This is a genomic window from Allobosea sp. GW821-FHT12C12 (assembly GCF_058807355.1).
The window spans coordinates 225,494-245,770 of the sequence record NZ_JBXAQP010000005.1 but is presented as its reverse complement, the minus strand read 5'-3'; the positions used below and the strand labels follow the sequence as shown (position 1 = coordinate 245,770).

Annotated in this window: 23 protein-coding genes; 9 read left to right on the top strand and 14 right to left on the bottom strand. The window is 68.8% G+C overall.

Annotated elements, in window-relative coordinates:
* Positions 1 to 93: 93 nt before the first annotated feature.
* The 8 genes from AC1RRW_RS09740 to rplM form a co-directional block, all read right to left on the bottom strand.
* On the bottom strand, positions 94 to 1,197 hold the full coding sequence (locus tag AC1RRW_RS09740) for a helix-turn-helix transcriptional regulator (RefSeq protein ID WP_492900525.1): 1,104 nt from the start codon (positions 1,195 to 1,197) through the stop codon (positions 94 to 96).
* Between the two features lie 110 nt (positions 1,198 to 1,307).
* Positions 1,308 to 2,240, bottom strand: a complete 933-nt coding sequence (argC, locus tag AC1RRW_RS09735) for an N-acetyl-gamma-glutamyl-phosphate reductase (RefSeq protein WP_492900524.1) — start codon at positions 2,238 to 2,240, stop codon at positions 1,308 to 1,310.
* Positions 2,241 to 2,641: 401 nt separating this feature from the next.
* Positions 2,642 to 3,598: an agmatinase gene (gene speB, locus AC1RRW_RS09730; RefSeq protein ID WP_492900522.1), complete on the bottom strand. Its 957-nt coding sequence runs from the start codon at positions 3,596 to 3,598 to the stop codon at positions 2,642 to 2,644.
* An 18-nt stretch (positions 3,599 to 3,616) separates the two neighbouring features.
* A complete protein-coding gene (locus AC1RRW_RS09725) occupies positions 3,617 to 3,898 on the bottom strand; it encodes a hypothetical protein (protein WP_492900521.1) in 282 nt (93 codons plus the stop codon).
* 103 nt (positions 3,899 to 4,001) lie between these two features.
* A complete protein-coding gene (locus AC1RRW_RS09720; protein WP_492900519.1) occupies positions 4,002 to 4,754 on the bottom strand; it encodes an SDR family oxidoreductase in 753 nt (250 codons plus the stop codon).
* A gap of 65 nt (positions 4,755 to 4,819) precedes the next feature.
* On the bottom strand, positions 4,820 to 5,197 hold the full coding sequence (locus tag AC1RRW_RS09715; RefSeq protein WP_492900517.1) for a PH domain-containing protein: 378 nt from the start codon (positions 5,195 to 5,197) through the stop codon (positions 4,820 to 4,822).
* Between the two features lie 132 nt (positions 5,198 to 5,329).
* Positions 5,330 to 5,809 carry a 30S ribosomal protein S9 gene (gene rpsI, locus AC1RRW_RS09710; protein ID WP_492900516.1) on the bottom strand — a complete coding sequence of 160 codons (480 nt, stop codon included), beginning with the start codon at positions 5,807 to 5,809 and terminating at the stop codon, positions 5,330 to 5,332.
* A 2-nt stretch (positions 5,810 to 5,811) separates the two neighbouring features.
* Complete coding sequence (gene rplM / locus AC1RRW_RS09705) at positions 5,812 to 6,273, bottom strand: 50S ribosomal protein L13 (RefSeq protein WP_492900515.1); 462 nt, start codon at positions 6,271 to 6,273, stop codon at positions 5,812 to 5,814.
* 243 nt (positions 6,274 to 6,516) lie between these two features.
* Between rplM and AC1RRW_RS09700 the strand changes: the two genes are divergently transcribed.
* The gene (locus AC1RRW_RS09700) at positions 6,517 to 6,684 is read left to right on the top strand and encodes a hypothetical protein (RefSeq protein WP_492900514.1); all 168 of its coding nucleotides are present in this window, start codon (positions 6,517 to 6,519) and stop codon (positions 6,682 to 6,684) included.
* A 203-nt stretch (positions 6,685 to 6,887) separates the two neighbouring features.
* Here AC1RRW_RS09700 and AC1RRW_RS09695 read toward each other — a convergent pair whose 3' ends face one another.
* Positions 6,888 to 7,319 carry a PaaI family thioesterase gene (locus AC1RRW_RS09695; protein ID WP_492900513.1) on the bottom strand — a complete coding sequence of 144 codons (432 nt, stop codon included), beginning with the start codon at positions 7,317 to 7,319 and terminating at the stop codon, positions 6,888 to 6,890.
* Between the two features lie 92 nt (positions 7,320 to 7,411).
* Here AC1RRW_RS09695 and AC1RRW_RS09690 point away from each other — a divergent pair, with 92 nt between their 5' ends.
* From AC1RRW_RS09690 to AC1RRW_RS09675, 4 genes are all read left to right on the top strand, one after another.
* Positions 7,412 to 8,221, top strand: a complete 810-nt coding sequence (locus AC1RRW_RS09690) for an enoyl-CoA hydratase (RefSeq protein ID WP_492900511.1) — start codon at positions 7,412 to 7,414, stop codon at positions 8,219 to 8,221.
* A gap of 65 nt (positions 8,222 to 8,286) precedes the next feature.
* Positions 8,287 to 8,817, top strand: coding sequence for a CoA-binding protein (locus AC1RRW_RS09685; RefSeq protein ID WP_492900510.1), 531 nt, complete (start codon positions 8,287 to 8,289; stop codon positions 8,815 to 8,817).
* Positions 8,818 to 8,846: 29 nt separating this feature from the next.
* On the top strand, positions 8,847 to 10,082 hold the full coding sequence (locus tag AC1RRW_RS09680; RefSeq protein WP_492900509.1) for an FAD-dependent oxidoreductase: 1,236 nt from the start codon (positions 8,847 to 8,849) through the stop codon (positions 10,080 to 10,082).
* A 67-nt stretch (positions 10,083 to 10,149) separates the two neighbouring features.
* Positions 10,150 to 11,427 (top strand): O-acetylhomoserine aminocarboxypropyltransferase, encoded by a 1,278-nt coding sequence (locus AC1RRW_RS09675; protein ID WP_492900508.1) that lies wholly within the window; start codon positions 10,150 to 10,152, stop codon positions 11,425 to 11,427.
* Here the strand turns inward: AC1RRW_RS09675 and AC1RRW_RS09670 are convergent.
* Positions 11,412 to 12,521: a COX15/CtaA family protein gene (locus tag AC1RRW_RS09670; RefSeq protein ID WP_492900507.1), complete on the bottom strand. Its 1,110-nt coding sequence runs from the start codon at positions 12,519 to 12,521 to the stop codon at positions 11,412 to 11,414. The genes AC1RRW_RS09675 and AC1RRW_RS09670 overlap by 16 nt on opposite strands.
* Before the next feature lie 147 nt (positions 12,522 to 12,668).
* Here AC1RRW_RS09670 and AC1RRW_RS09665 point away from each other — a divergent pair, with 147 nt between their 5' ends.
* Complete coding sequence (locus tag AC1RRW_RS09665) at positions 12,669 to 12,878, top strand: DUF2842 domain-containing protein (protein WP_492900506.1); 210 nt, start codon at positions 12,669 to 12,671, stop codon at positions 12,876 to 12,878.
* Positions 12,879 to 12,886: 8 nt separating this feature from the next.
* On the opposite strand, the gene AC1RRW_RS09660 is transcribed toward AC1RRW_RS09665, so the two are convergent.
* Positions 12,887 to 13,939, bottom strand: a complete 1,053-nt coding sequence (locus AC1RRW_RS09660; protein ID WP_492900505.1) for a polysaccharide deacetylase family protein — start codon at positions 13,937 to 13,939, stop codon at positions 12,887 to 12,889.
* A gap of 158 nt (positions 13,940 to 14,097) precedes the next feature.
* On the opposite strand from AC1RRW_RS09660, the gene AC1RRW_RS09655 reads away from it, so the two are divergent.
* Positions 14,098 to 15,300 carry a GNAT family N-acetyltransferase gene (locus AC1RRW_RS09655; protein ID WP_492900504.1) on the top strand — a complete coding sequence of 401 codons (1,203 nt, stop codon included), beginning with the start codon at positions 14,098 to 14,100 and terminating at the stop codon, positions 15,298 to 15,300.
* Positions 15,301 to 15,303: 3 nt separating this feature from the next.
* Here AC1RRW_RS09655 and AC1RRW_RS09650 read toward each other — a convergent pair whose 3' ends face one another.
* Positions 15,304 to 17,460 (bottom strand): GumC family protein, encoded by a 2,157-nt coding sequence (locus AC1RRW_RS09650; RefSeq protein ID WP_492900503.1) that lies wholly within the window; start codon positions 17,458 to 17,460, stop codon positions 15,304 to 15,306.
* 206 nt (positions 17,461 to 17,666) lie between these two features.
* Here AC1RRW_RS09650 and AC1RRW_RS09645 point away from each other — a divergent pair, with 206 nt between their 5' ends.
* Positions 17,667 to 18,227 carry a polysaccharide biosynthesis/export family protein gene (locus AC1RRW_RS09645; protein ID WP_492900502.1) on the top strand — a complete coding sequence of 187 codons (561 nt, stop codon included), beginning with the start codon at positions 17,667 to 17,669 and terminating at the stop codon, positions 18,225 to 18,227.
* Positions 18,228 to 18,261: 34 nt separating this feature from the next.
* Positions 18,262 to 19,425: a glycosyltransferase family 4 protein gene (locus AC1RRW_RS09640; RefSeq protein WP_492900500.1), complete on the top strand. Its 1,164-nt coding sequence runs from the start codon at positions 18,262 to 18,264 to the stop codon at positions 19,423 to 19,425.
* 9 nt (positions 19,426 to 19,434) lie between these two features.
* On the opposite strand, the gene AC1RRW_RS09635 is transcribed toward AC1RRW_RS09640, so the two are convergent.
* Complete coding sequence (locus tag AC1RRW_RS09635) at positions 19,435 to 19,749, bottom strand: SMR family transporter (RefSeq protein WP_492900499.1); 315 nt, start codon at positions 19,747 to 19,749, stop codon at positions 19,435 to 19,437.
* Positions 19,746 to 20,096 carry a DMT family transporter gene (locus AC1RRW_RS09630; protein WP_492900498.1) on the bottom strand — a complete coding sequence of 117 codons (351 nt, stop codon included), beginning with the start codon at positions 20,094 to 20,096 and terminating at the stop codon, positions 19,746 to 19,748. The genes AC1RRW_RS09635 and AC1RRW_RS09630 overlap by 4 nt, the downstream gene beginning before the upstream one ends.
* Positions 20,097 to 20,277: the final 181 nt, after the last annotated feature.

Sequence of the window (20,277 nt, the reverse complement as noted above, 5' to 3'; positions counted from 1 at the left end):
AGTGACCGCGCTCCAGAACCGCGGCCCGAAGGCCGCGAAGCCCTGATATTTCACGGCTGCCGCATGGGCACACCTCCCATATGGGAGCAGCGCTCAGCCCGGCCTCGCCGCGCCGCGCAGCATGCCGACGAGGTCGGACTGGCGGCGCGAGCCGGTCTTGGCCAGGACGCGCTTGAGGGTCGTGCGCGCCGTGCCCTCGGTGACGCCGAGCCGCTGCGACGCGTCGCGCGGCGTCAGGCCCTCGGCGATCATCACGGCGAGCCTCGCCTCGGCCGGCGTCAGGTCGAACAGGCCCTCGATGATGTCGGCGCCAGGCGCGCGGTGCGGCCGCAGCGGAGTCGCGATCAGGATCGCGGCCGAATTCGCGAAGACGTCGCGGGCGCGGCGGCTGACCGGTGAGAGGTGGAGGATGATGGGCGGCCGCTCCTCGCTCGCCGGAATCGGGATCGAGCGCACGGCGGAGTCGTGCCCGTCAGGCGCCAGCCCCGCCAGTGCGAGGCCCAGAAGCCGGTCGGCGACGGGATCGACGATCGAGAGCCGGCCGAGCCTGTCGCGGAAGACCGCCGGCATGAGCGCCTCGATCAGGGCGTTCGCGCTGACGATGCGCCCGTCCGGGCCCAGCACCGCGCCGGGCAGCCCCATCTGCGCCAGCGCCGCCGCCGCCGCCTGCGCGCGCTCCATGTCGAGACGGCGCGCGAGCAGCCCGGCGCGGGCGAAATGCGGCCGCAAGCGGTTGAGCGCGGCGATCGTGGCCGGGTCGACGGCGCCTTCGGCGATCGCGCGCTCGCAATGGACGACGATCATCTCGCCGCTCGGCGCGGCGATGGCCGCCGCGACGCCCGAGCCGTAGCCCGACGGGATCAGCATTTCCTGATAGAGCGGCTCGGATGCGATCTCGGCTTCGGTGAAAACGTCCATGTCGGTGATGAAGCCGCGATTCCGCGCGCCCATCAGGCGCAGAGCGCGCTGGTTGACCGGGATCGGAAGGCGTTCGAGAATCCGGTCGTAAGCCCGGCCGAATTCAGGGGAAGACGCCGTCAGCCGGGCCTGGTCGTTCAGGATCGTTCCGAACAGCGCCTCGCGACAACCGGCGATCGCGGCCGTGACCCGAAGGACCTCGGGCCAGCCCTCGGGCACGATCGCGGCCTCGTAGATCCGGTCGATCAGGCCCTCTTCGCGATCGTCGGCGTCAGGCAAGGCGCAACCTTCTGGCGGAGCAAACGAATGAATCAATGCGATTCAAATGGTTGCCGGGACAAATTGTTGCGCCGATCGCCACTGGTCGGGCGATCACGATCCCGTGAAGATCATGCCGGCAAACCGAGCATCAGCCTGATGTTCTGGACCGCCGCGCCGGACGCGCCCTTGCCGAGATTGTCGAGCCTTGCCACGAGCAGAGCCTGACCGAGCGCATCGTCGCCGAAGACGCGCAATTCCAGCAGGTTGGTGTGGTTGAGCGCCTCCGGCTCCAGCTTGCCGCCGGAGAGCGCGCCGTCGACGACGGAGACATAGGTCGAGCCGGCATAACGCTCCGCCAGCACAGCCTGAAGGTCGGCGATCTTCGGTCCGCCCGGCAGCGTGTCGAGGTGCAGCGGCACCGAGACCAGCATGCCCTGACGGAAACCGCCGACGGACGGCACGAAGATCGGCCGCCGGGTCAGGCGGGCATATTCCTGCAGCTCCGGCAGGTGCTTGTGCTTCAGCCCGAGACCGTAAAGCTCGAAGGCCGGCGCCCTGCCCGCCTCATGATCCTCGATCATGCCCTTGCCGCCGCCGGAATAGCCGGAGACGGCATTGATGGCGAGCGGTTGATCCCGCGCCAGCAGCCCGGCATCGACGAGCGGCCGCAGCAGCGCGATCGCCCCCGTCGGATAGCAGCCCGGATTGGCGACGCGGTTGGCGTTGGCGATCCTGTCGGCATGGCCTGGGGCGAGCTCGGCGAAACCATAGACCCAGCCCGGCGCGATCCGGTGCGCGGTCGCGGCGTCGACGATCTTGGGTGCGTCGGAGCCCAGCTCGTCGGCGAGCGCGACCGATTCCCTCGCCGCGTCGTCGGGCAGGCAGAGCACGACGAGGTCGACGCCGGCCATCATCGCCTTGCGGGCGGACGCGTCCTTGCGTTTGTCGGGGTCGATGCTCCTGACCACGACCTCCGGCACGGCGGCCAGCCTGTCGCGGATGCCGAGGCCGGTGGTGCCGGCCTCGCCGTCGATGAAGATGGATTTCAGATTCTGGTTCATCGGACCCTCGCGAGGCGTCTGGTGGAGATAGGCGAAAAAACTTGGCCGGCTTCAGGCATAAAAAAACCGCGCTCGGGGCGCGGTCGCGGGCGTTCGGACTGGCAGCCGAGCGTCATCGCGGTCGCGCAGGGGCGGCCGGGGACGGGCGACGTCGGGAGAAGTTCGCGGGCATGGCAGGGATATGAGGGAGTGGGACGACGCTGTCAATAATCAGGGAGCCCTTCGCTCGCTCCTTGTCATGGCCCCCTAAAGGCGACCATCCACGTCTTCCTCGGCGGCCACGGCGGTCAAGACGTGGATACCCGGGACAAGCCCGGGCATGAGTGGAAGGAATTGTCGCGCAACATGAGTCAGTTCATCGGTTTGGCAAACGCCTTGATTCAACCGCCTCACATCCCGATTCAACCGGCCTTCCTCAGCGCCAGCATCTGGATGTAGTGCTGCGCGACGGCCGCTCCCGCGATCGCGGTCGCGTCGGCGTGGTCGTAGGGCGGCGAGACCTCGACGATGTCCATGCCGCGGAGATCGAGACCGCGCAGGCCCCAGACCATGCGCAGCGCCTGCGCCGTTGACAGCCCGCCGGCGACGGGCGTGCCGGTGCCCGGCGCGTGGCCGGGGTCGAGCGCGTCGATGTCGAAGGTGAGATAGGCCGGGCCCTGCCCCACCCGCTCGCGGATGCGGGCGACGACGCCCTCGACGCCGAGTTCCTGCGCCTCGTAGCCGTCGATCACCGCGAGCCCGCAATCGCGCGGCGCGACGGTGCGGATGCCGATCTGGATCGAGCGCTCGACGTCGATCAGATCCTCGCGCACCGCCTCCAGCACGAAGGCGCCGTGGCTGATCGCGCCGACGCCGTCGTCCCAGGTGTCCTGATGCGCGTCGAACTGGACGAGCGCGAGCTTGCCGTGGCGGGCGACATGGGCGCGCAGCAGCGGCAGGGTGATGAAATGGTCGCCGCCGAGCGTGACGAGATGGGCGCCGCTGGCGATGATCCCGGCCGCGCCGTCCTCGATCGCTTTCGCGCAGCCCTGGAGATCGCCGCGCGGCAGCAGGCAGTCGCCATAGTCGACCGCGCTCAGGCTCTCGAACGGGTCGATGCGCGACGGGAATTGCGCGTCGCCGTCGAAGATCGCGCTGACGCGGCGCAGCGCCTGTGGGCCGAAGCGCGCGCCGGGGCGGTTCGAGACCGCTAGATCGAAGGGCACGCCCCAGATCACGAGATCGCAGCCGGAAACGTCCTTGCCGTAGCGGCGGCGCATGAAGGAGAGCGCGCCGGCATAGGTCGGGTCATGGGCGGGGCCGCGCCTGTCGCCGGTGAAGGCGTGGTCGATCGTCGGGGTATCGGCGGGTTCGGTCATCGGTTTCAGTCTCAAGGGTCAGCGGCGCGCGCCGGCAAGCCAGACATAGAGGCACCAGGGCAGGATCAGCGCGAGGCCCGACAGCACGAGCCGAAGCGTCGTCCAGGCCACGGGATTCCGCAGGGCCCGGCCGTCGAGTTCCGGCGCGCCGTGGATCAGGCCGAGCGCGATCGCCGGCGTCAGGAAGATCGCCAGCGCATTGGCGATGCGCCGCGCCCGGCCATGCCGGGCGCTGGACAGCGCGAGCAGGGCCGGCACGGCGATCATGCCGAAGGCGATCAGGATGAGAAGGACGCGCATTGTGGCTCGCGGGCGGAGTGGAGCGGGGGATTTAGCACGGCCCTGCGCGGGTGGCAGTCGGGATCGACGTCGATGGCAGCCGAATCTGTCGTCCCGGTCGCGATCAGCGCCCGCCGGCGACGCGCAGCACGACGCCCGTCGTGTAGGCCGAAGCCTCCGAGAGCAGGAACAGGATCGATTCGGCGATCTCCTCGGGCGTCGCGGCGCGCTTGAGCGGAACGCTCGGCGCGATGCGCGCGACGCGGCCGGGATCGCCGGTGGACAAGGCGTGGATGTCGGTCCCGGTCATGCCGGGCGCGACCGCGTTGACGCGGATCCCGGCCGGGGCCAGTTCCTTGGCGAGCCCGATTGTGAGGGAGTCGATCGCGCCCTTCGAGGCGGCGTACCAGACATATTCGCCGGGCGAGCCGAGCGTGACGGCGGCCGATGAGATGTTGACGATCGCCCTGCCCGGCGCGTCGCCGTTCGCCGTCAGCGCCCGCGCCGCCTCGCGCGCCACCAGGATCGCGCCGGTGACGTTGACGTCGATGCAGGCGCGGATGACGGCGGTGTCGGCGTCCGCCAGCGGGCTCGCCTTGCCGGTGATGCCGGCGTTGTTGACGACGTGCGAGATCGGCCCGAGCGCCGCCTTCGCCTCGGCGAAGAGCCGGATGACGTCGGTCGCGCTCGCCATGTCGCCCTGGATCGCGACGGCCTTGGCTCCGGCCGCCTCGCAGGCCGCGACGACGGTCGCCGCAGCCTCTGCATTGCCCTGGTAGTTCACCGCGACGTCATAGCCACGCTTTGCCGCCAGGATGCAGGTGGCGGCCCCGATGCCGCGGCTGCCGCCGGTGACGAGGAGGACGGGGCGAGTCATGGGCGGGCTCCAATAGGACCACGCGAGCACCGAGGCTCACGGCCTTTTTCGATCAGGCGTGAGTTCTAGCGAAAGATTGCAGCCGCGATTGCCCGCTGGACACCGCGCACATCGCTACCCTTCTTCAGCGTCTTCTGGATTGGATCGGGGCTCCCAGACACCCAAATCTTCAGCTCCGCGTCCAAATCAAAAGTACCAGCGGTTTCAACAGAAAATCGAGTGATTGCTTTATAGGGGATCGACATAAAATCGACCTTGCTGCCAGTGATGCCCTGCACATCAACCAGGATGACGCGAAAATTGGTGAATACGAAAAAGTCCCTGATGATCTTGTACGCAATATCGACCCGTTCATTCTCGATCAGGACGCCCTCGAGTCGCTGACGCAGTTTCTCCGGGTCGACGTCAGTCCCATGGCCCAATAGCGCGTCGAACATTCCCAAGACAGAACTCTCCCACTCGACACGCTCACGACAGTTTGAGCGTCTGATCTCCAGCAATAGAAACGAAAAGGGCGGCTCTTGCGAGCCGCCCTGATGCATGGCCGGTAAACGACGGCCGTGGCTTTCGTTCGATCAGCGCTTCGAGAACTGGAAGCTGCGGCGGGCCTTGGCCTTGCCGAACTTCTTGCGCTCGACGACGCGCGAATCGCGGGTCAGGAAGCCGCCCTTCTTGAGCGGGCCGCGAAGCTCGGGCTCGTAGAAGGTCAGGGCCTTGGAGATGCCGTGGCGCACCGCGCCGGCCTGGCCGGAGAGGCCGCCGCCCTTGACGGTGACGACGACGTCGTACTGGGTCATGCGCTCGACGAGCTGCAGCGGCTGCTGCAGGACCATGCGCAGCACCGGGCGGGCGAAATACACCTCCTGGTCACGGGTGTTGACCGTGATCTTGCCGGAGCCCGGCTTGATCCAGACGCGGGCGATGGCGTTCTTGCGCTTGCCGGTGGCATAGGCGCGGCCCTGCGCGTCGACCTTCCTGACGTGGACGGGGGCGTCGGCTTGCGCGGTCTTGGCGACCTGGCCGAGCTGCTCGAGAGACTGGAGAACCTCGGCCATGGTCAGACCCTCGCATTCTTGCGGTTGAGCGCGGCGACGTCGAGCGTCTCCGGCGACTGCGCGGCATGGGGATGCTCGGCGCCCTTGTAGACGCGCAGATTGCCGAGGATCTGGCGGAAGAGCGGGCCGCGCGGCAGCATGCGCTCGACGGCCTTCTCGACGATGCGCTCGGGGAAGCGGCCTTCCAGGATGAACTTGGCCGACCGCTCCTTGATGCCGCCGGCATAGCCGGTGTGGTGGTGGTAGACCTTCTGGTCGCGCTTGCGGCCGGTCAGGACGACCTTGTCGGCATTCACGATCACGATGTTGTCGCCGCAGTCGACATGGGGCGTGTAATCGGCCTTGTGCTTGCCGCGCAGACGCAGCGCCACGATGGTGGCGAGGCGGCCGACGACGAGCCCGGAGGCGTCGATCACAACCCACTTCTTTTCGACATCGGCGGGTTTCAGCGACATGGTCTTCATCGCGGCGCCCTTTCGATTGGCTGATGAGAAAACGACAAGCCGCCGGAGACCGGCGGCGATGTGGGGCGGTGGATAGGGCGGCGACGGCAGGCTGTCAAGCGCCACAATGCGCGCTCGCGAGCGAAAATCGCTGATTTTTGAACGATATGCCATATAAGGTATCTGGATACCGCAAATCCTTGCCGTGCTGCGTCTTGCCGCCTGTTTCCGGTCCGGGCGAACATGCGTCCGGAGGAAACATCCATGACGAGAACTCTGAACCTGTCGGCCCTGCTTTCGCTCGGCGCGGTCGCCGCCCCGCTCATGATCGCCGCGCCGACCATGGCGGACGTCCATGTCATCAGATCCTGCGGCTTCACGGCGGCCGGGATCGCAGCCGGATCGAAGGGCCAGAAGCGGCGAAGAAGCTGATCGCCTGCCTCGGCTCGCCGGAGGCCGCGCCGGCGATCAAGAAGACCGGGCTGGAACCGCTGCCGCAGAAGCCGTAGCGCCCTGCCCTCGCCCGTCATGCTCGCCCTTGTGGCGAGCATCCACGTCTTGGGCATGGGCTCGCCGCCGGAAGACGTGGATTGTCGGGACAAGCCCGACCATGACGGTAAAATACGTGGGCCTGCCTAGCGCTGCGCCGGGATCGAATAGGTCCCGGTCGCGTGGCAGACGATCTCGCTTTCTCCCTGAGAGAACAGCGAGACCTCGCCGACCGCGAGCCGCCGGCCGAGCTTGAGCAGTTTGCATTCGGCGATCAGCGCCGCCTGACCCGGCTTGCGCAGGAAATTGTAGTTCAGGCTCGTCGTGACGGCGAGCGCGACCGGGCCGATCTGGGCCAGGATCGCGACATAGAGCGCGAGATCGGCCAGCGCCATCATGGTCGGGCCCGAGATCGTGCCGCCGGGACGCAGATGCCGCTCGTGATAATCGCAGCGCATCCGGGCGCTCATCGGCCCGACGTCCTCGACGAAATAGGTGCGCCCCCCGATGTGCAGCTGCGGGAAGACCCGATCGAGATACCGCTCGATCTCGGAGGCGGTCATGGCGGTGGTCGTCATGGTGCGGCAAACGGCTCCGGCTTCGGCATTGCCGTCCCTTGCAGCATGCGGCCGGCGTACCGACAATAGGCGTGTCTGCGAAAGGCCCTGCGATGAACGCCCATGCCATCAACACCGCCCCCGTCCTGCTGCGCTCCGACGCCGACGGCGTCGCGACGCTGACGCTGAACCGGCCGCACGCGCGCAACCCGCTCGGCGAGGCGTTGCTGGCGGCGCTGTCGGAGAGCCTTGCGGCGATCGCGGCGGACCGCGCGGTCAAGGTCGTGATCCTCGCGGCCGAGGGCCCGGTGTTCTGCGCCGGCCACGACCTCAAGGAGATGAGCGCGCATCGGGCCGACCCAGATCGGGGACGAGCCTATTTCACGGACGTTCTCGGGCGCTGCTCGACCGTGATGCGGGCGATCACCGCCCTGCCCCAGCCGGTCATCGCGGCGGTCGAGGGCACGGCGACGGCGGCGGGTTGCCAGATCGTCGCGAGCTGCGACCTCGCGGTGGCGGGCGCGGACGCAAAGTTCTGCACGCCCGGCGTCCATATCGGCCTGTTCTGCTCGACGCCGATGGTCGCGCTCTCGCGCAATCTCTCGGCCAAGCACGCGATGGAGTTGCTGCTGCTCGGCGAGATGCTGCCGGCTGCGGAGGCGGCGCGGATGGGGCTGGTCAACCGGGTCGTGCCGACCGGCGGCGCGTTGGCGGAAGCGGGCAGGCTCGCCGCCGTGATCGCCTCGAAGTCGCCGGCGACGATCAAGATCGGCAAGCGGGCGTTTTACGAGCAGCGCGAGATGGGCCTGGCGGCGGCTTACGACCATGCCTCGGCGGTGATGGTCGAGAACATGCTGGCGCGGGACGCGGAGGAAGGCATCGGCGCGTTCGTGGCGAAGCGCGCGCCGGTATGGGAGGGGTAGGCGCTGGGAACCCCACTCCTGTAAGGATTGGCTTCCCGCTATCCGACTCTCGAAACGCAAGTGTGATGACCCACGACGCCTACCCCGACAGCCAGATCCGCGACATCCTCAAATCCGTGAAGCGCATCGCGCTGGTCGGGGCCTCCGCCAGCGAGGCGCGGCCTAGCTGGATCGTCACCAAATACCTGCTCGATCGCGGCTACGACGTGATCCCGGTCAATCCGGGGCTCGCCGGCCAGACTCTGCTCGGCAAGACGGTCCATGGCTCGCTCAGGGACATCCCCGGCGCGATCGACATGGTCGAGATCTTCCGCAATTCGCAGGCCGCCGGGCCGATCACCGAGGAGGCGCTGGCGCTCGACCCGCTGCCTAAGGTGATCTGGATGCAGCTTTCGGTGCGCAACGACGAGGCCGCCGCCCGCGCCGAGGCGAAGGGCGTCACCGTGATCATGAACCGCTGCCCGAAGATCGAATATGGCCGGCTCTCGGGCGAAATCGGCTGGCAGGGCATCAATTCGCGCATCCTGTCGTCGAAGAAGCCGGCGCTGGCGGGCAAGGGCTTCCAGAAGCTGACGATCCACCGGCCGGGGACGTGAAGGCGGCCTGATTTCGCGAGGGCTCCGCGATGCATACGCTCACCACCACCTGCTGCATCGCCGGAGGCGGCCCGGCCGGGATGATGCTGGGCTTCCTGCTGGCGCGGGCCGGCGTCGAGGTCGTCGTGCTGGAGAAGCACGCCGACTTCCTGCGCGATTTCCGCGGCGACACGATCCATCCCTCGACGCTGCAGTTGATGCACGAGCTCGGGCTGCTCGAGGATTTTCTCCGGCTGCCGCACAGCAAGGTGTCGGACCTTGCGATGAGGTTCGGGCAGGACACGGTCCAATTCGTCGATTTCTCGCACCTGCCGGTCGTGGCGCCGTTCATCGCGATGATGCCGCAATGGGACTTCCTCGATTTCCTGGCCGATCGCGGCCGCGAGCAGCCGCGCTTCACGCTGACGATGAACGCGAAGGCCGAGACCCTGATCGAGGACGGCGGCAAGGTGGTCGGGCTCACCGGAACAGGCGCGGACGGGCCTTTCTCGGTCAGGGCCGACCTCGTCGTCGCCGCCGACGGACGCCGCTCGGACATCCGGGCCGCGTCCGGCCTGACCACGATCGACATCGGCGCGCCGATGGACGTGCTCTGGTTCAGGCTGGCGCGGGAGCCCGGCGATCCCGGCCAGACCGGCGGGCAGGTCGCCAATGGCCGCCTGCTGGTGACGCTCGATCGCGGCGACTACTGGCAAAGCGCCTTCGTCATTCCGAAGGGCAAGTTCGACGAATTGCGCGCCGCCGGACTGCCGGCCTTCCGGGACGACATCGTCAGGCTCGCGCCATGGTTCGCCAACCGCATCGACAGCATCGCCGACTGGGACCAGATCAAGCTGCTCACCGTCAGCATCGACAGGCTCGATAAATGGTGGCGGCCCGGCCTGCTCTGTATCGGGGACGCGGCGCACGCCATGTCCCCCATCGGCGGCGTCGGCGTCAACCTGGCGGTGCAGGACGCCGTCGCCGCCGCCAACCGGCTCGCCGCGCCATTGCGCGAAAAGCGCGTCAGCGACGCCGATCTCGCCGCGGTCCAGGCGCGCCGCGAATTTCCGACACGGGCGACCCAGCGCATCCAGGTGATCGCGCAGAACCGGATCATCTCGCCGCTGCTGGCCCGCGCCGGAAGCGATGCGCCGCTGCGCGCGCCCTGGCTGGCGCGGCTGTTCGACTGGCTGCCGCCGCTGCGGCGCATTCCCGCCCGGATCGTCGGGCTCGGGATCAGGCCGGAGCATATCGGGCCTGAACTCGTCCCGCCGTCGAATTGACGCAGCCCAGAGCGTTCGTTAAAACGAACGGCACGTCTCACGACCGGAATTTTTCAGGGAGCACGCCATGACCGACCGCGCACCGGGTTTCCACACGCTCGCCATCCATGCGGGCGCGGCTCCCGACGCCGCGACGGGCGCGCGAGCGACCCCGATCTACCAGACGACCTCCTTCGTCTTCGACGATGTCGACCATGCGGCGTCGCTGTTCGGGCTGCAGGCCTTCGGCAACATCTACACCCGCATCGGCAACCCGACCAACGCCGTGCTGGAGGAGCGCGTCGCGGCGCTGGAGGGCGGGACGGCGGCGCTCGCGGTCGCCTCGGGCCATGCGGCCGAGTTCCTGTGCTTCCATGCGCTGCTGCAGCCCGGCGACGAGTTCGTCGCGGCCAGGAAGCTCTATGGCGGCTCGATCAACCAGTTCAACCACTCCTACAAGAATTTCGGCTGGAGCGTGATCTGGGCCGATTCCGACGATCTGGAGGCCTTTGCCGCCGCCGTGACGCCGAAGACCAAGGCGATCTTCATCGAATCCATCGCCAATCCGGGCGGCGTCGTGGTCGACATCGCCGGCATCGCGGCGATCGCCAGGAAGCACAACATTCCGCTGATCGTCGACAACACGATGGCGAGTCCCTACCTGATCCGCCCCTTCGAGCACGGCGCCGACATCGTCGTGCATTCGGCCACCAAGTTCCTCGGCGGCCACGGCAACTCGATCGGCGGGCTGATCGTCGACGGCGGCTCGTTCAACTGGGTCGGCGACGAGCGCTACCCGATGCTCTCCAAGCCGCGGCCGGAGTATAACGGCATGGTGCTGGGCGAGACTTTCGGCAATTTCGCTTTCGCGATCGCGACCCGCGTGCTCGGCCTGCGCGACATGGGCCCGGCGCTGGCGCCCTTCAACGCCTTCATGATCCTGACCGGCATCGAGACCTTGCCGCTGCGGATGCAGAGGCATTGCGAGTCGACGCTCGCCGTCGCGCAGCATCTTTCGCAGCATCCGGCGGTCGACTGGGTCAGCTATGCCGGCCTGCCCGACAACAAGCACCACGCGCTGGCGCGGCGCTACTGCCCGAAGGGCGCGGGCGCGGTCTTCACCTTCGGCCTGAAGGGCGGCTACGACGCCGGCGTCAAGCTGGTGACCAACCTGAAGCTGTTCTCGCATCTGGCCAATATCGGCGACACGCGCTCGCTGGTGATCCACCCGGCCTCGACCACCCACCGCCAGCTCTCGGACGCGCAGAAGACGGCGTCGGGCGCGGGCCCGGAGGTGGTCCGGCTCTCGATCGGGCTCGAGGACGTGCAGGACATCATCGACGATCTGGATCAGGCGCTGGCGTGACCGCCTCTGTCGTTCCGGGGAGCCGCCTTCGGCGCGCTCCGGAACGACAGGCGCGTCACATGCGCCACCGCCATCGCGAGGATCGCGAAGGCGAGCGCCTGATGGGCCAACCCGGCCCAGAGCGGCACGACCAGCAGCAGCGTGACGACGCCGAGCGCGCCCTGCATCAGCATCATGCCGGCGAGCGCGGTCGCGCGCTTCGCCCCGCCGGACCCCGCCGCGACGCGGCGCAGGGCGAACGCATGCCAGAGCGCGAAAACCAGTAGCGCATAGGCCCCCAGGCGGTGGTTGAACTGAACCAGCGCGACATTGTCGACGAAGTTCTCCCAGAACGGCGTCTGGGCGAACAGCGTCGCCGACGAGGGCAAGAGCGCGCCGTCCATCAGCGGCCAGGTGTTGAAGGCGAGGCCGGCCTTCGAGCCGGCGACGAGCCCGCCGAGCGCGATCTGCGCGAAGGTCAGGCCCAGCAGGGTCCAGGCCGCCGCCCCGCCCTGCGCGGCCTCGACGCGTCGCGGCGGCGTCATCGCGGTCGCGAAGGCGACGACGGAGGCGAAGAACAGCCCGGCGAAAGTGAGGTGCAGCATCAGCTTCACGGGCGCGACCGCGACCATGCCGGGCTGGAGGCCGGACGCCACCATGATCCAGCCGATCGCGCCCTGGAGCGCGAGCAGCAGGCCCATGCCGAACAGAACCAGCGTCTGCCGCCAGGGCAGGATGCGCAGCGCCGCGATCACCAGGAAGCCGCCGAGATAGACCAGCCCGATGAAGCGGCCAAGCTGGCGATGGCCCCATTCCCACCAGTAGATGAACTTGAAATCACCGATGCCCATCCCGGCGTTGAGCAGCAGGTATTGCGGGCTGGCGCGATACTTCTCGAATTCGAGCGCCCATGCGGCGTCGGACAATGGCGGCAGCGCGCCGGTCACCGGCCGCCACTCTGTGATCGAGAGGCCAGACCCCGTCAGCCGCGTCGCGCCGCCGACCACGACCATGACGAAGACCAGCGCCGCGACAGTCCAGAGCCAGCGCCGGATCGCGGCGCGCCCGGCGTTGTCTTCGGCCGCGAATGCGGGTCGGTCGAGGGCGATGGTCACGGGTTGGGGCTTTCCGTCGTTTCGGGATCTGCCGTCACGGATTGTCGCGCTTCACAAACGGTCGTCGCGGTGACAGATAGACGCCATGAAAACACCCGACAACGCCCGCATTGCCGCAGCCGGCCTCCCTTGCGGCGAGACGACGCGATGACCCAGAGCCGCCGCAAGCTGATCGGGACGGTCGCGATCCTCGTCTTCGTCTGCGTCTACGCGCTGGTCGCGATGGCGCTGGCGCAGGGCCGCATCACCGAGGCGCCGAAGCTGGTGCAGGCCATCGCCTATATCGCGCTGGGACTGGCCTGGGTGCTGCCGCTGCTGCCGCTGATCAGGTGGATGGAGCGGAAGGATGGAGGTTAGGTCTCCACCTAACCCACATTCACCTTTCGCCCCTTGTTCCACAACAGGAACGGCAGCCCCGACAGCAGCGCCCGCACCGCCTCCTCGCTCTGGTGGTAGCCATTGAGCGAGACGCGGGGCAGGGCCTGGAGATGGCGGGCATGCGGCTCGTGGAGATGGCCGGGCCGCGTCGTGACGGAGCTCGCGAAGCCGGCCTCCTCCGCGAGTGCGAATTCGCGCGGGCCGGCCGAGGTCGGATCGCCGACCGGATAGGCGAAATGGCGGACGGGCAAGCCGAGTTCGGCTTCCAGCCGCGCCTTGCTCCCGGCGATCTCGGCGCGGGCGATCCCGGGCGGGTGTTTTGCCAGCATGGGGTGGCTCAGCGTATGCGCGCCGATGGTGACGCCAGGCGCGCCCGACAGCGCCCGCAGCGTCTCCCAGGGCAGGCATTCGCGCTCGACCAGCGCTTCCGCGTCGATCCCCGCCTGCCGCGCGAGGTCGGAAATCACCGACAGCAGAATCGCTTCCGGCTCTTTCCGCAGACGCCAGTAGAGCTGCTCGAAGGCGAGCTGTTTTTCCGCCGGCGCCTCCGTCCGGGCCGAGAAGCCGCCCGTCGGCAGCTCGACCGAAAAACGCGGCAGCGCCCGGATCGCCTCCTCCAGCTCAAGCCACCAGAGCCGGGCGGTGCGGTCGGCGAAGCCCGGCGTCACGAACAGCGTCCAGGGCGCCTCATGCCTCGCCAGCACCGGCCAGGCATGCTCGACATTGTCGCGGTAGCCGTCGTCGAAGGTCAGCGCGACGAAGAAGCGTCCGGGCTTGAACGCCGTCAGCCGCGTCACCGCCTCGTCGAGCGAGACGATGTCATGGCCCTCGGCGCGGATCAGCCGCAGCGTCGCATCGAGAAAACCGGGCGTGATCTCGAGCAGGCCGTTGGGCTGGAAGGGATCGGCGCGCGCGGGGCGGACATGGTGCAGCGTCAGGATCACGCCCATGCCCTGCGCGAATCTCCTGCCCCAGCGATCGGCGCCGGTGAGCGCGATCGCCCTGAAGGCAGCAGAGAAGGCTTCGTGGCGCAGGCTCATCTTTCCGTCCGCGGCAACCGCTTGCTAACGCTGTTCGCCGAAGCCTGGCTTCGACGCCGCGATCCTGCCCGGTCTGTTCACAATGCGGGGTTAAGGAGAAGGCGTATTCAATGCACCCATCGGATCGACCGCACGTGTCAGCCCTCGCCGAACGCCCCGTGGCCTTCTCTTTGGCCCAGCGCCAAAGCGCGGCCGCGCGCGGCTTCGCAAGCATCACGGTCGAGCGCGAGATCGGCGCGATCGCGGAGGACTGGCGCGGCCTCGAGGCGACGGCGCTGCTGACGCCCTATCAGGCGCTGAGCTGGGTCGCGGCCTTCGTCGCGACGGTCGGCAAGGACCAAGGCATGGACTTTCGCCATGTCGTGCTCCGCGACGGACGCGGTCAGGCCGTGGCGATCCTGCCGCTGGCGATCACGCGGCGCAACGGCATCCGCTTCGCCGAGTTCATCGGCGGCAAGCACGCCAACTATCACATGGGCGTCTATGCGCCGGAGTTCGCCGCGAGTCTCGATGCGGAGGCGACCCACGCGATACTGGCGGAGATCGCGGGCGCGATCGGCGGGCTCGACGCCTTCGTCTTCGTCAACCAGCCGGTCGAGTGGCGGGGCCTCGCCAATCCGATGGCGCTGCTGGCGGCGGGCCCGAGCCCGAGCGGGGCCCACAAGCTCGCGCTGGCCGCCGGCGATTGCGACGGCACGCTGCGCCGGGCGATGAGCAGCCACGCCCATAAGAAGCTCAAGAACAAGCGAAACCGCTTCACGACCTTCGGCCCCTCGCAGGTCGTGCGGGCGACGAGCGCGGACGAGATCGATCGCGTCGTCGCGGCGTTCCTGGCGCAGAAGGCGATGCGCTTCGCCGCCATGGGCATCGCCGATCCCTTCGCCGATCCGGGCATGCGCGCCTTCCTGAAACGCGCCGCCAGCGGCGACAGGCCCGCGCTGCAGCTCTATTCGCTCGATCTCGCCGGCCGGTCCGTCGCGACCTATGTCGGGGCGGTGCAGGGGCAGCGCTTCTCGGGGATGGCGACGTCGTTCGATATGGAGAGCGAGGTCGCCAGGACCAGCCCCGGCGAGATCCTGCTCGTCGAGCTGATCAAGCTGCAATGCCATGCCGGCATCGCGGTCTTCGATCTCGGCGTCGGCGAGGCGCGCTACAAGACGACGATCTGCGACGCGCGCGACGAGCTGGTCGATACCTTCGTGCCGGTCACGCTGAAGGGCCGCGCCTTCGCCGGCGTCGCCAGCGCCAAGCGCTCGGCCAAGCGCTGGATCAAGACCCAGCCGCGGCTGCTGAAGCTGACCCGCCGGGCCTCGGGGCTCATGGACAGGGCGCGCGGCCGCGGCCGCGCCGCCGAGGAGTAGCCCTCAGAGCGTCGCCGCGTCGCGCTCGCGCGCCTCGAAGGGCAGGCGCTGCCCGCCCTCCGGCTGGTCCAGCACCAGCGAGACCGGCGCCTTGGTGAGGTCCGACAGGCGATAGGCCGTCTCGACCGCGTGGCCGTTGCTGGCCGTGCCTGCCATGACGAGCCCGCCCTGCGCGCGCGCGGCGAGCGGCGCGAGCACGGCGCCGTCGTCGTTCGAGGCGGCGGCGACGAGCACCCAGTCATAGGTCTCGCAGAGCGCGTCGAGCGCGACCTCGACGAGGTCGGGCGCGGCCAGCACCGCGTCGCGGCCGGCATGACCGGAGCCGATGCGGTGCAGACGCGAACCCGGCTCGCGCATGATGATGTCGGAGAACATCGCCTCGCCGGCGAGCAGCTCCGAGAAGCCGGGCTCGCGGCGGTCGCGGTCGGCGACGAGATCGACGATGATGCAGCGGCAGCGGCGCGAGAGGTGCTCGGCGAGATCGCGCGCCGTGGTCGCGCCGACGCCGCCGCCGTCCAGCACCAGGAGCAGCGGCGCCATGCCGCGCGCCGGCTCGTCGACGCGGGCGGCGAGCTCGACCAGCGTCTGCTCCGGCCGCTCGGGATCGAGCCTCAGTTGGCCGAGGCGGCCGGCATGGGTGAGCAGGCCGGCGACGCGCTCGCGGCGCGGATCGGTGCGCGGCGCGTCCGCTCCCGCGCCGACCCAGCCCGGAGCGCGGCGCCGGGTATCGGCGGGCTGGCCGGCCTGGCCGTTCAGCAATTCGCGCGAGACGACGGTGGCGAGCGCGACGAGGAAGGTCGCGAGCGTCGCGACGATCATGGTCGGGATCTTCTTGGGGAAAGAGGGTTCGGTCGGCTCGATCGCGCGCGAGATCACGCGGGCGTCGGCCGGCGTCGCATTGACGGCGTCGCGGGCGACGGCCTCGCGATAGCGCAGCATGTACTGCTCGAGCTGGTCGCGCAGGGTCTTGGCCTCGCGCTCGAGGGCGCGGAGCTGGACCTCGCTGTCGTTCGCGCTGGAGACGTTCTTCTTCTGGCCGTCGAGCGCGGCGGTGAAGCTCTCGATGCGCTGGCTGGCGATCCTGGCCTCGTTCTCCAGCGTCCGCACGGCGCGCTCGGCCGCGCCCCGGAGCTGGCCTTCGAGATCGGCGAGCTGGGCGTTGAGCTCCTTGATGCGCGGATGCTCGGACAGCAGGTTGCGCGATTCGAGCGCGATCTGGGCGCGCAGGTTGACGCGCTGTTCGATCAGGCGGCGGACGAGCTCGTTGTTGGCGACGTCGGGGATCTCGAAGGTGCGGCCCTGCCTGATCGCATCGCGGATCAGTCCGGCCTTGGCCTGCGCCTCGGCCTGCTGCCGGCGCGCGTCGGAGAGCTGCGCCGAGAGATCGGCGAGCTGCTGCGAGGTGATGGTGGTGTTGTTCGCGCCGACCAGCAGGCCGTTGCGCGAGCGGAACTCCTCGACCCGCGCCTCGGCCTCGGCGAGGCGCTTGCGCAGCGGCTCGATCGTGGTCGAGAGCCAGGACGAGGCGCTGCGGGCGGTGTCCTGCTTGGCGGCCTCCTGAGTCTCGAGATAGGTCGTGGCGATGATGTTGGCGCCCTTGGCGGCGAGCGCCGGGTCCTGCGAGGTGAACTCGACCGAGACGATGCGCGACTTGCCGACCGGGAAGACCAGCAGCCGGTCGTAGTATTTCTCCAGCACGCGCTCCTCGGGCGAGCGGTCGGCCGGATGGGCGCCCAGCCCGATCAGGACGCCGATCTTCTTCAGCGCGTTCAGCGCGCCGGCGCCCGAATCGAATTCGCCGTTGCCGACGAGGCCGATGCGCTTGATCGCCTCGCGCGCCAGATCGCGCGACATGATGACCTGGACCTGGCTCTGCACCGCCTCGCTGTCGAACTGCTGGCCGGCTCCCTCGCCACCGCCGCCGTTCTGACCGGGGCGCGTATAGAAGCTGTCGCGATTCTCCAGCAGGATTCGGGCCTCGCCGGTGTAGCGCGCCGGCATCAGGTTGACCGCGACGAAGGAGAGGCCGAGCGCCGCCAGCGTAGGGCCGATGATCCAGGCCTTGCGCCGCTTGATCGCGGCCCAGAGCGCCGCGAGATCGAGCATGTCGCCCCGGTTCTCGCCGGCGTCCCGCATCTGGCTATCGGTGTGAGCGGTCATGACCCATCCATCCACGCAGAACTGTCGCCCCTTGGCGAGGGACGCAGGGTCAAGCAAACCTCATTAAGGTTAGTGGCCGGTTAATGTCGCGGAAGAACGCTTCCCCGCCCCGCCGCCCGCAAAAGCAGAGACGTCGCGGCCACGTCACGCTTTGTTAACCACGTCGGCCTAACCCTTTGCTGGGTTTGGACATGGGTACGCATGTGATGAGTCGACATCTCGCCTCTCTCGCACTGGCCGCCGCCCTGGCGGCGGGCGCCTGCGCGCCGCGCTATGTCGCGTCCGAATACGCCATCGCCGAGACGCAAGGGCCCTACCGCCTCGCCAGCGGCGACAGGCTCCGGATCATCGTTTTCGGCCAGGACAACCTCTCGAACATCTATGCCGTCGACGGCGCGGGCCGGATCTCGATGCCGCTGGTCGACACGGTCGACGCGCAGGGGCGCACCACGCAGCAGCTCGAACGGGCGATCGAGGGCAAGCTGCGCGCCGGATTCCTGCGCGAGCCAAAGGTCTCGGTCGAGGTCGACACCTACCGCCCCTTCTTCGTGCTGGGCGAGGTCACGAATTCGGGGCAGTTCCCCTATGTCAACGGCATGACCGTGCAGACCGCGGTCGCGATCGCCGGCGGCTTCACCCCGCGCGGCCAGCGCGCCTGGGCCGAGGTCACGCGCCAGGTCGACGGCCAACTGATCACGGCCTCCGTGCCGATCACCTATGCCGTGCAGCCGGGCGACACCATCGTCATCAAGGAACGCTGGTTCTGAGCGCGCCTGCCTCGAGTCCCGCCGGGAGATCGCGATGACCGACGGTGCCGATCCGAAGCGGTTGCGCATCCTGCATGTCTTCCGGGCGCCGCTCGGCGGGCTGTTCAGGCACGTGCTGGACCTGGCGCGCGGTCAGGTCGCGCGCGGGCACGATGTCGGCATCTTCTGCGATTCGACCACGGGCGGCGCCCGCGCCGACCAGGTCTTCGCCGAGCTCGCGTCCGGGCTCGCGCTCGGCGTCACGCGGGTCCCGATGTCGCGCTATCCGAGCCTCACCGACGCAAGGGCGCAGTTCAGCGCGGCCTCGGTGCGCGCAAGGCTCGCGCCGGACATCGTCCACGCCCATGGCTCCAAGGGCGGCGTCTATGCCAGGCTGCCGGCGCTGCTGGCGCCGAAGCGACGCTACGTCACGGCCTATACGCCCCATGGCGGCAGCTTCAACTACAAGCCGGGCGGGACCGAGCATAAGGTCTACATGGCGGTCGAGCGCCTGCTCGAACGCGCCACCGACATGTTCCTGTTCGAGAGCGCCTTCATCGCCGGGCGCTTCGAGGTCCATATCGGGCATATGCCGTTCACCGACCATCGGATCGTGCTGAACGGCATCTCGGAGGCGGAATTCGAGCCGATCGACCACGGGCACGCCGGCCACGACCTCGTCTATCTCGGCGAGTTGCGCTCGGCCAAGGGCGTCGACACGCTGATCGAGGCGCTCAGCCTGCTGAAGACGCGCGACGCGCTGACGCCGCGCATGCTGATCGTCGGCTCCGGACCGGACGAGGCGGAGCTGCGCCGCATGACCGTGCAGAAGGGCGTCGCCGGGCAATGCGTCTTCGAGCCGCCGGGACCGATCCGCAAGGCGCTGTCGCAGGCGCGGATCATGGTGATCCCGTCGCGGGCGGAATCGCTGCCCTATGTCATCCTGGAAGCGGCGGCGGCGGCCCAGCCGCTGATCTCGACCGATGTCGGCGGCATCAAGGAGATCTACGGTCCGGCCCATCGCGACAGGCTGATAGCGCCGAACGACCCGGTCGTTCTGGCCGATGCGATCCGCGCCACGCTGGCGACGCCGGAGGCCGAGCGCGAGGCACAGGCGGTCGATCTCGCAAAGCATGTCCGCCAGAACTTCGCGCTCGACGCGATGATCGACGGCGTGCTCTCGGCCTATCGCGACGCGATGACGGCGCGCGGCGTCTGAACGCCCCGCCTAGAGAATCTTCAGCGCCGCGACGCCGGCGATGACGAGCGCCATCCCGGCCCAGCCGGCCGGGCGAATGCGCTGGCCGAAGGCGAGCGCGCCGACGATCGCGGTGATCACCAGCCCGGCTCCGCCCCAGACCGCATAGGCGACCGAAAGGTCCATGCCGCGGATCGCCTGGGCCAGCGCGGCGAAGGCGCCGATGACGAGGGCGACGCCGAACGCGCCGCGCCACCTGCGCCTCATCCCGTCCGAGAGCTTGAGCAGCCAGGTCCCGCCGACTTCGAGCACGACGGCGAGCGCGAGCCAGAGCAGGGCGATCATGCCGGCCTCCCCTCGCTCCCGGTCTCTTCGCTCACGCCACGCTCCAGCAGCACGATGCCGACGACGATGGCGGCGAGCGCCACGATGCGTCCCGGCGTCAGATGCTCGCCGAAGAACCAGTGGCCCGCGGCGGCGATGCCGACGACGCCGAGCCCTTCCCAAACCGCATAGGCGACCGCGAGCGGGATCGCCCGCAGCGCGACGCTGAGCAAAGCGAAGGACAGGCCGATCAGGACGAGCGGTAAAGCGGCGACAAGCAGCGGCGCCGAGACGAACGACTTCAGCGCGGCCGTCGCGACGATCTCGACGGCGATGGCCGCGAGCAGGATCAACCAATGGAAGGACATGTTGCACACGGGCGAAGCCGGCGCCCGGCGTCGCGGGGGCGACGCCAGGCAGCCAAGCAAAAGTTCGAGTTTAAGAGACGAGTTCCGGGTCAAAATCTTTCGCGGAAAATACCGCAAAATCCGCACGGCAAGAATGAGACAGCGGGCAAAGCCACTGACATTCGTCGCTCAAAAATGTGCT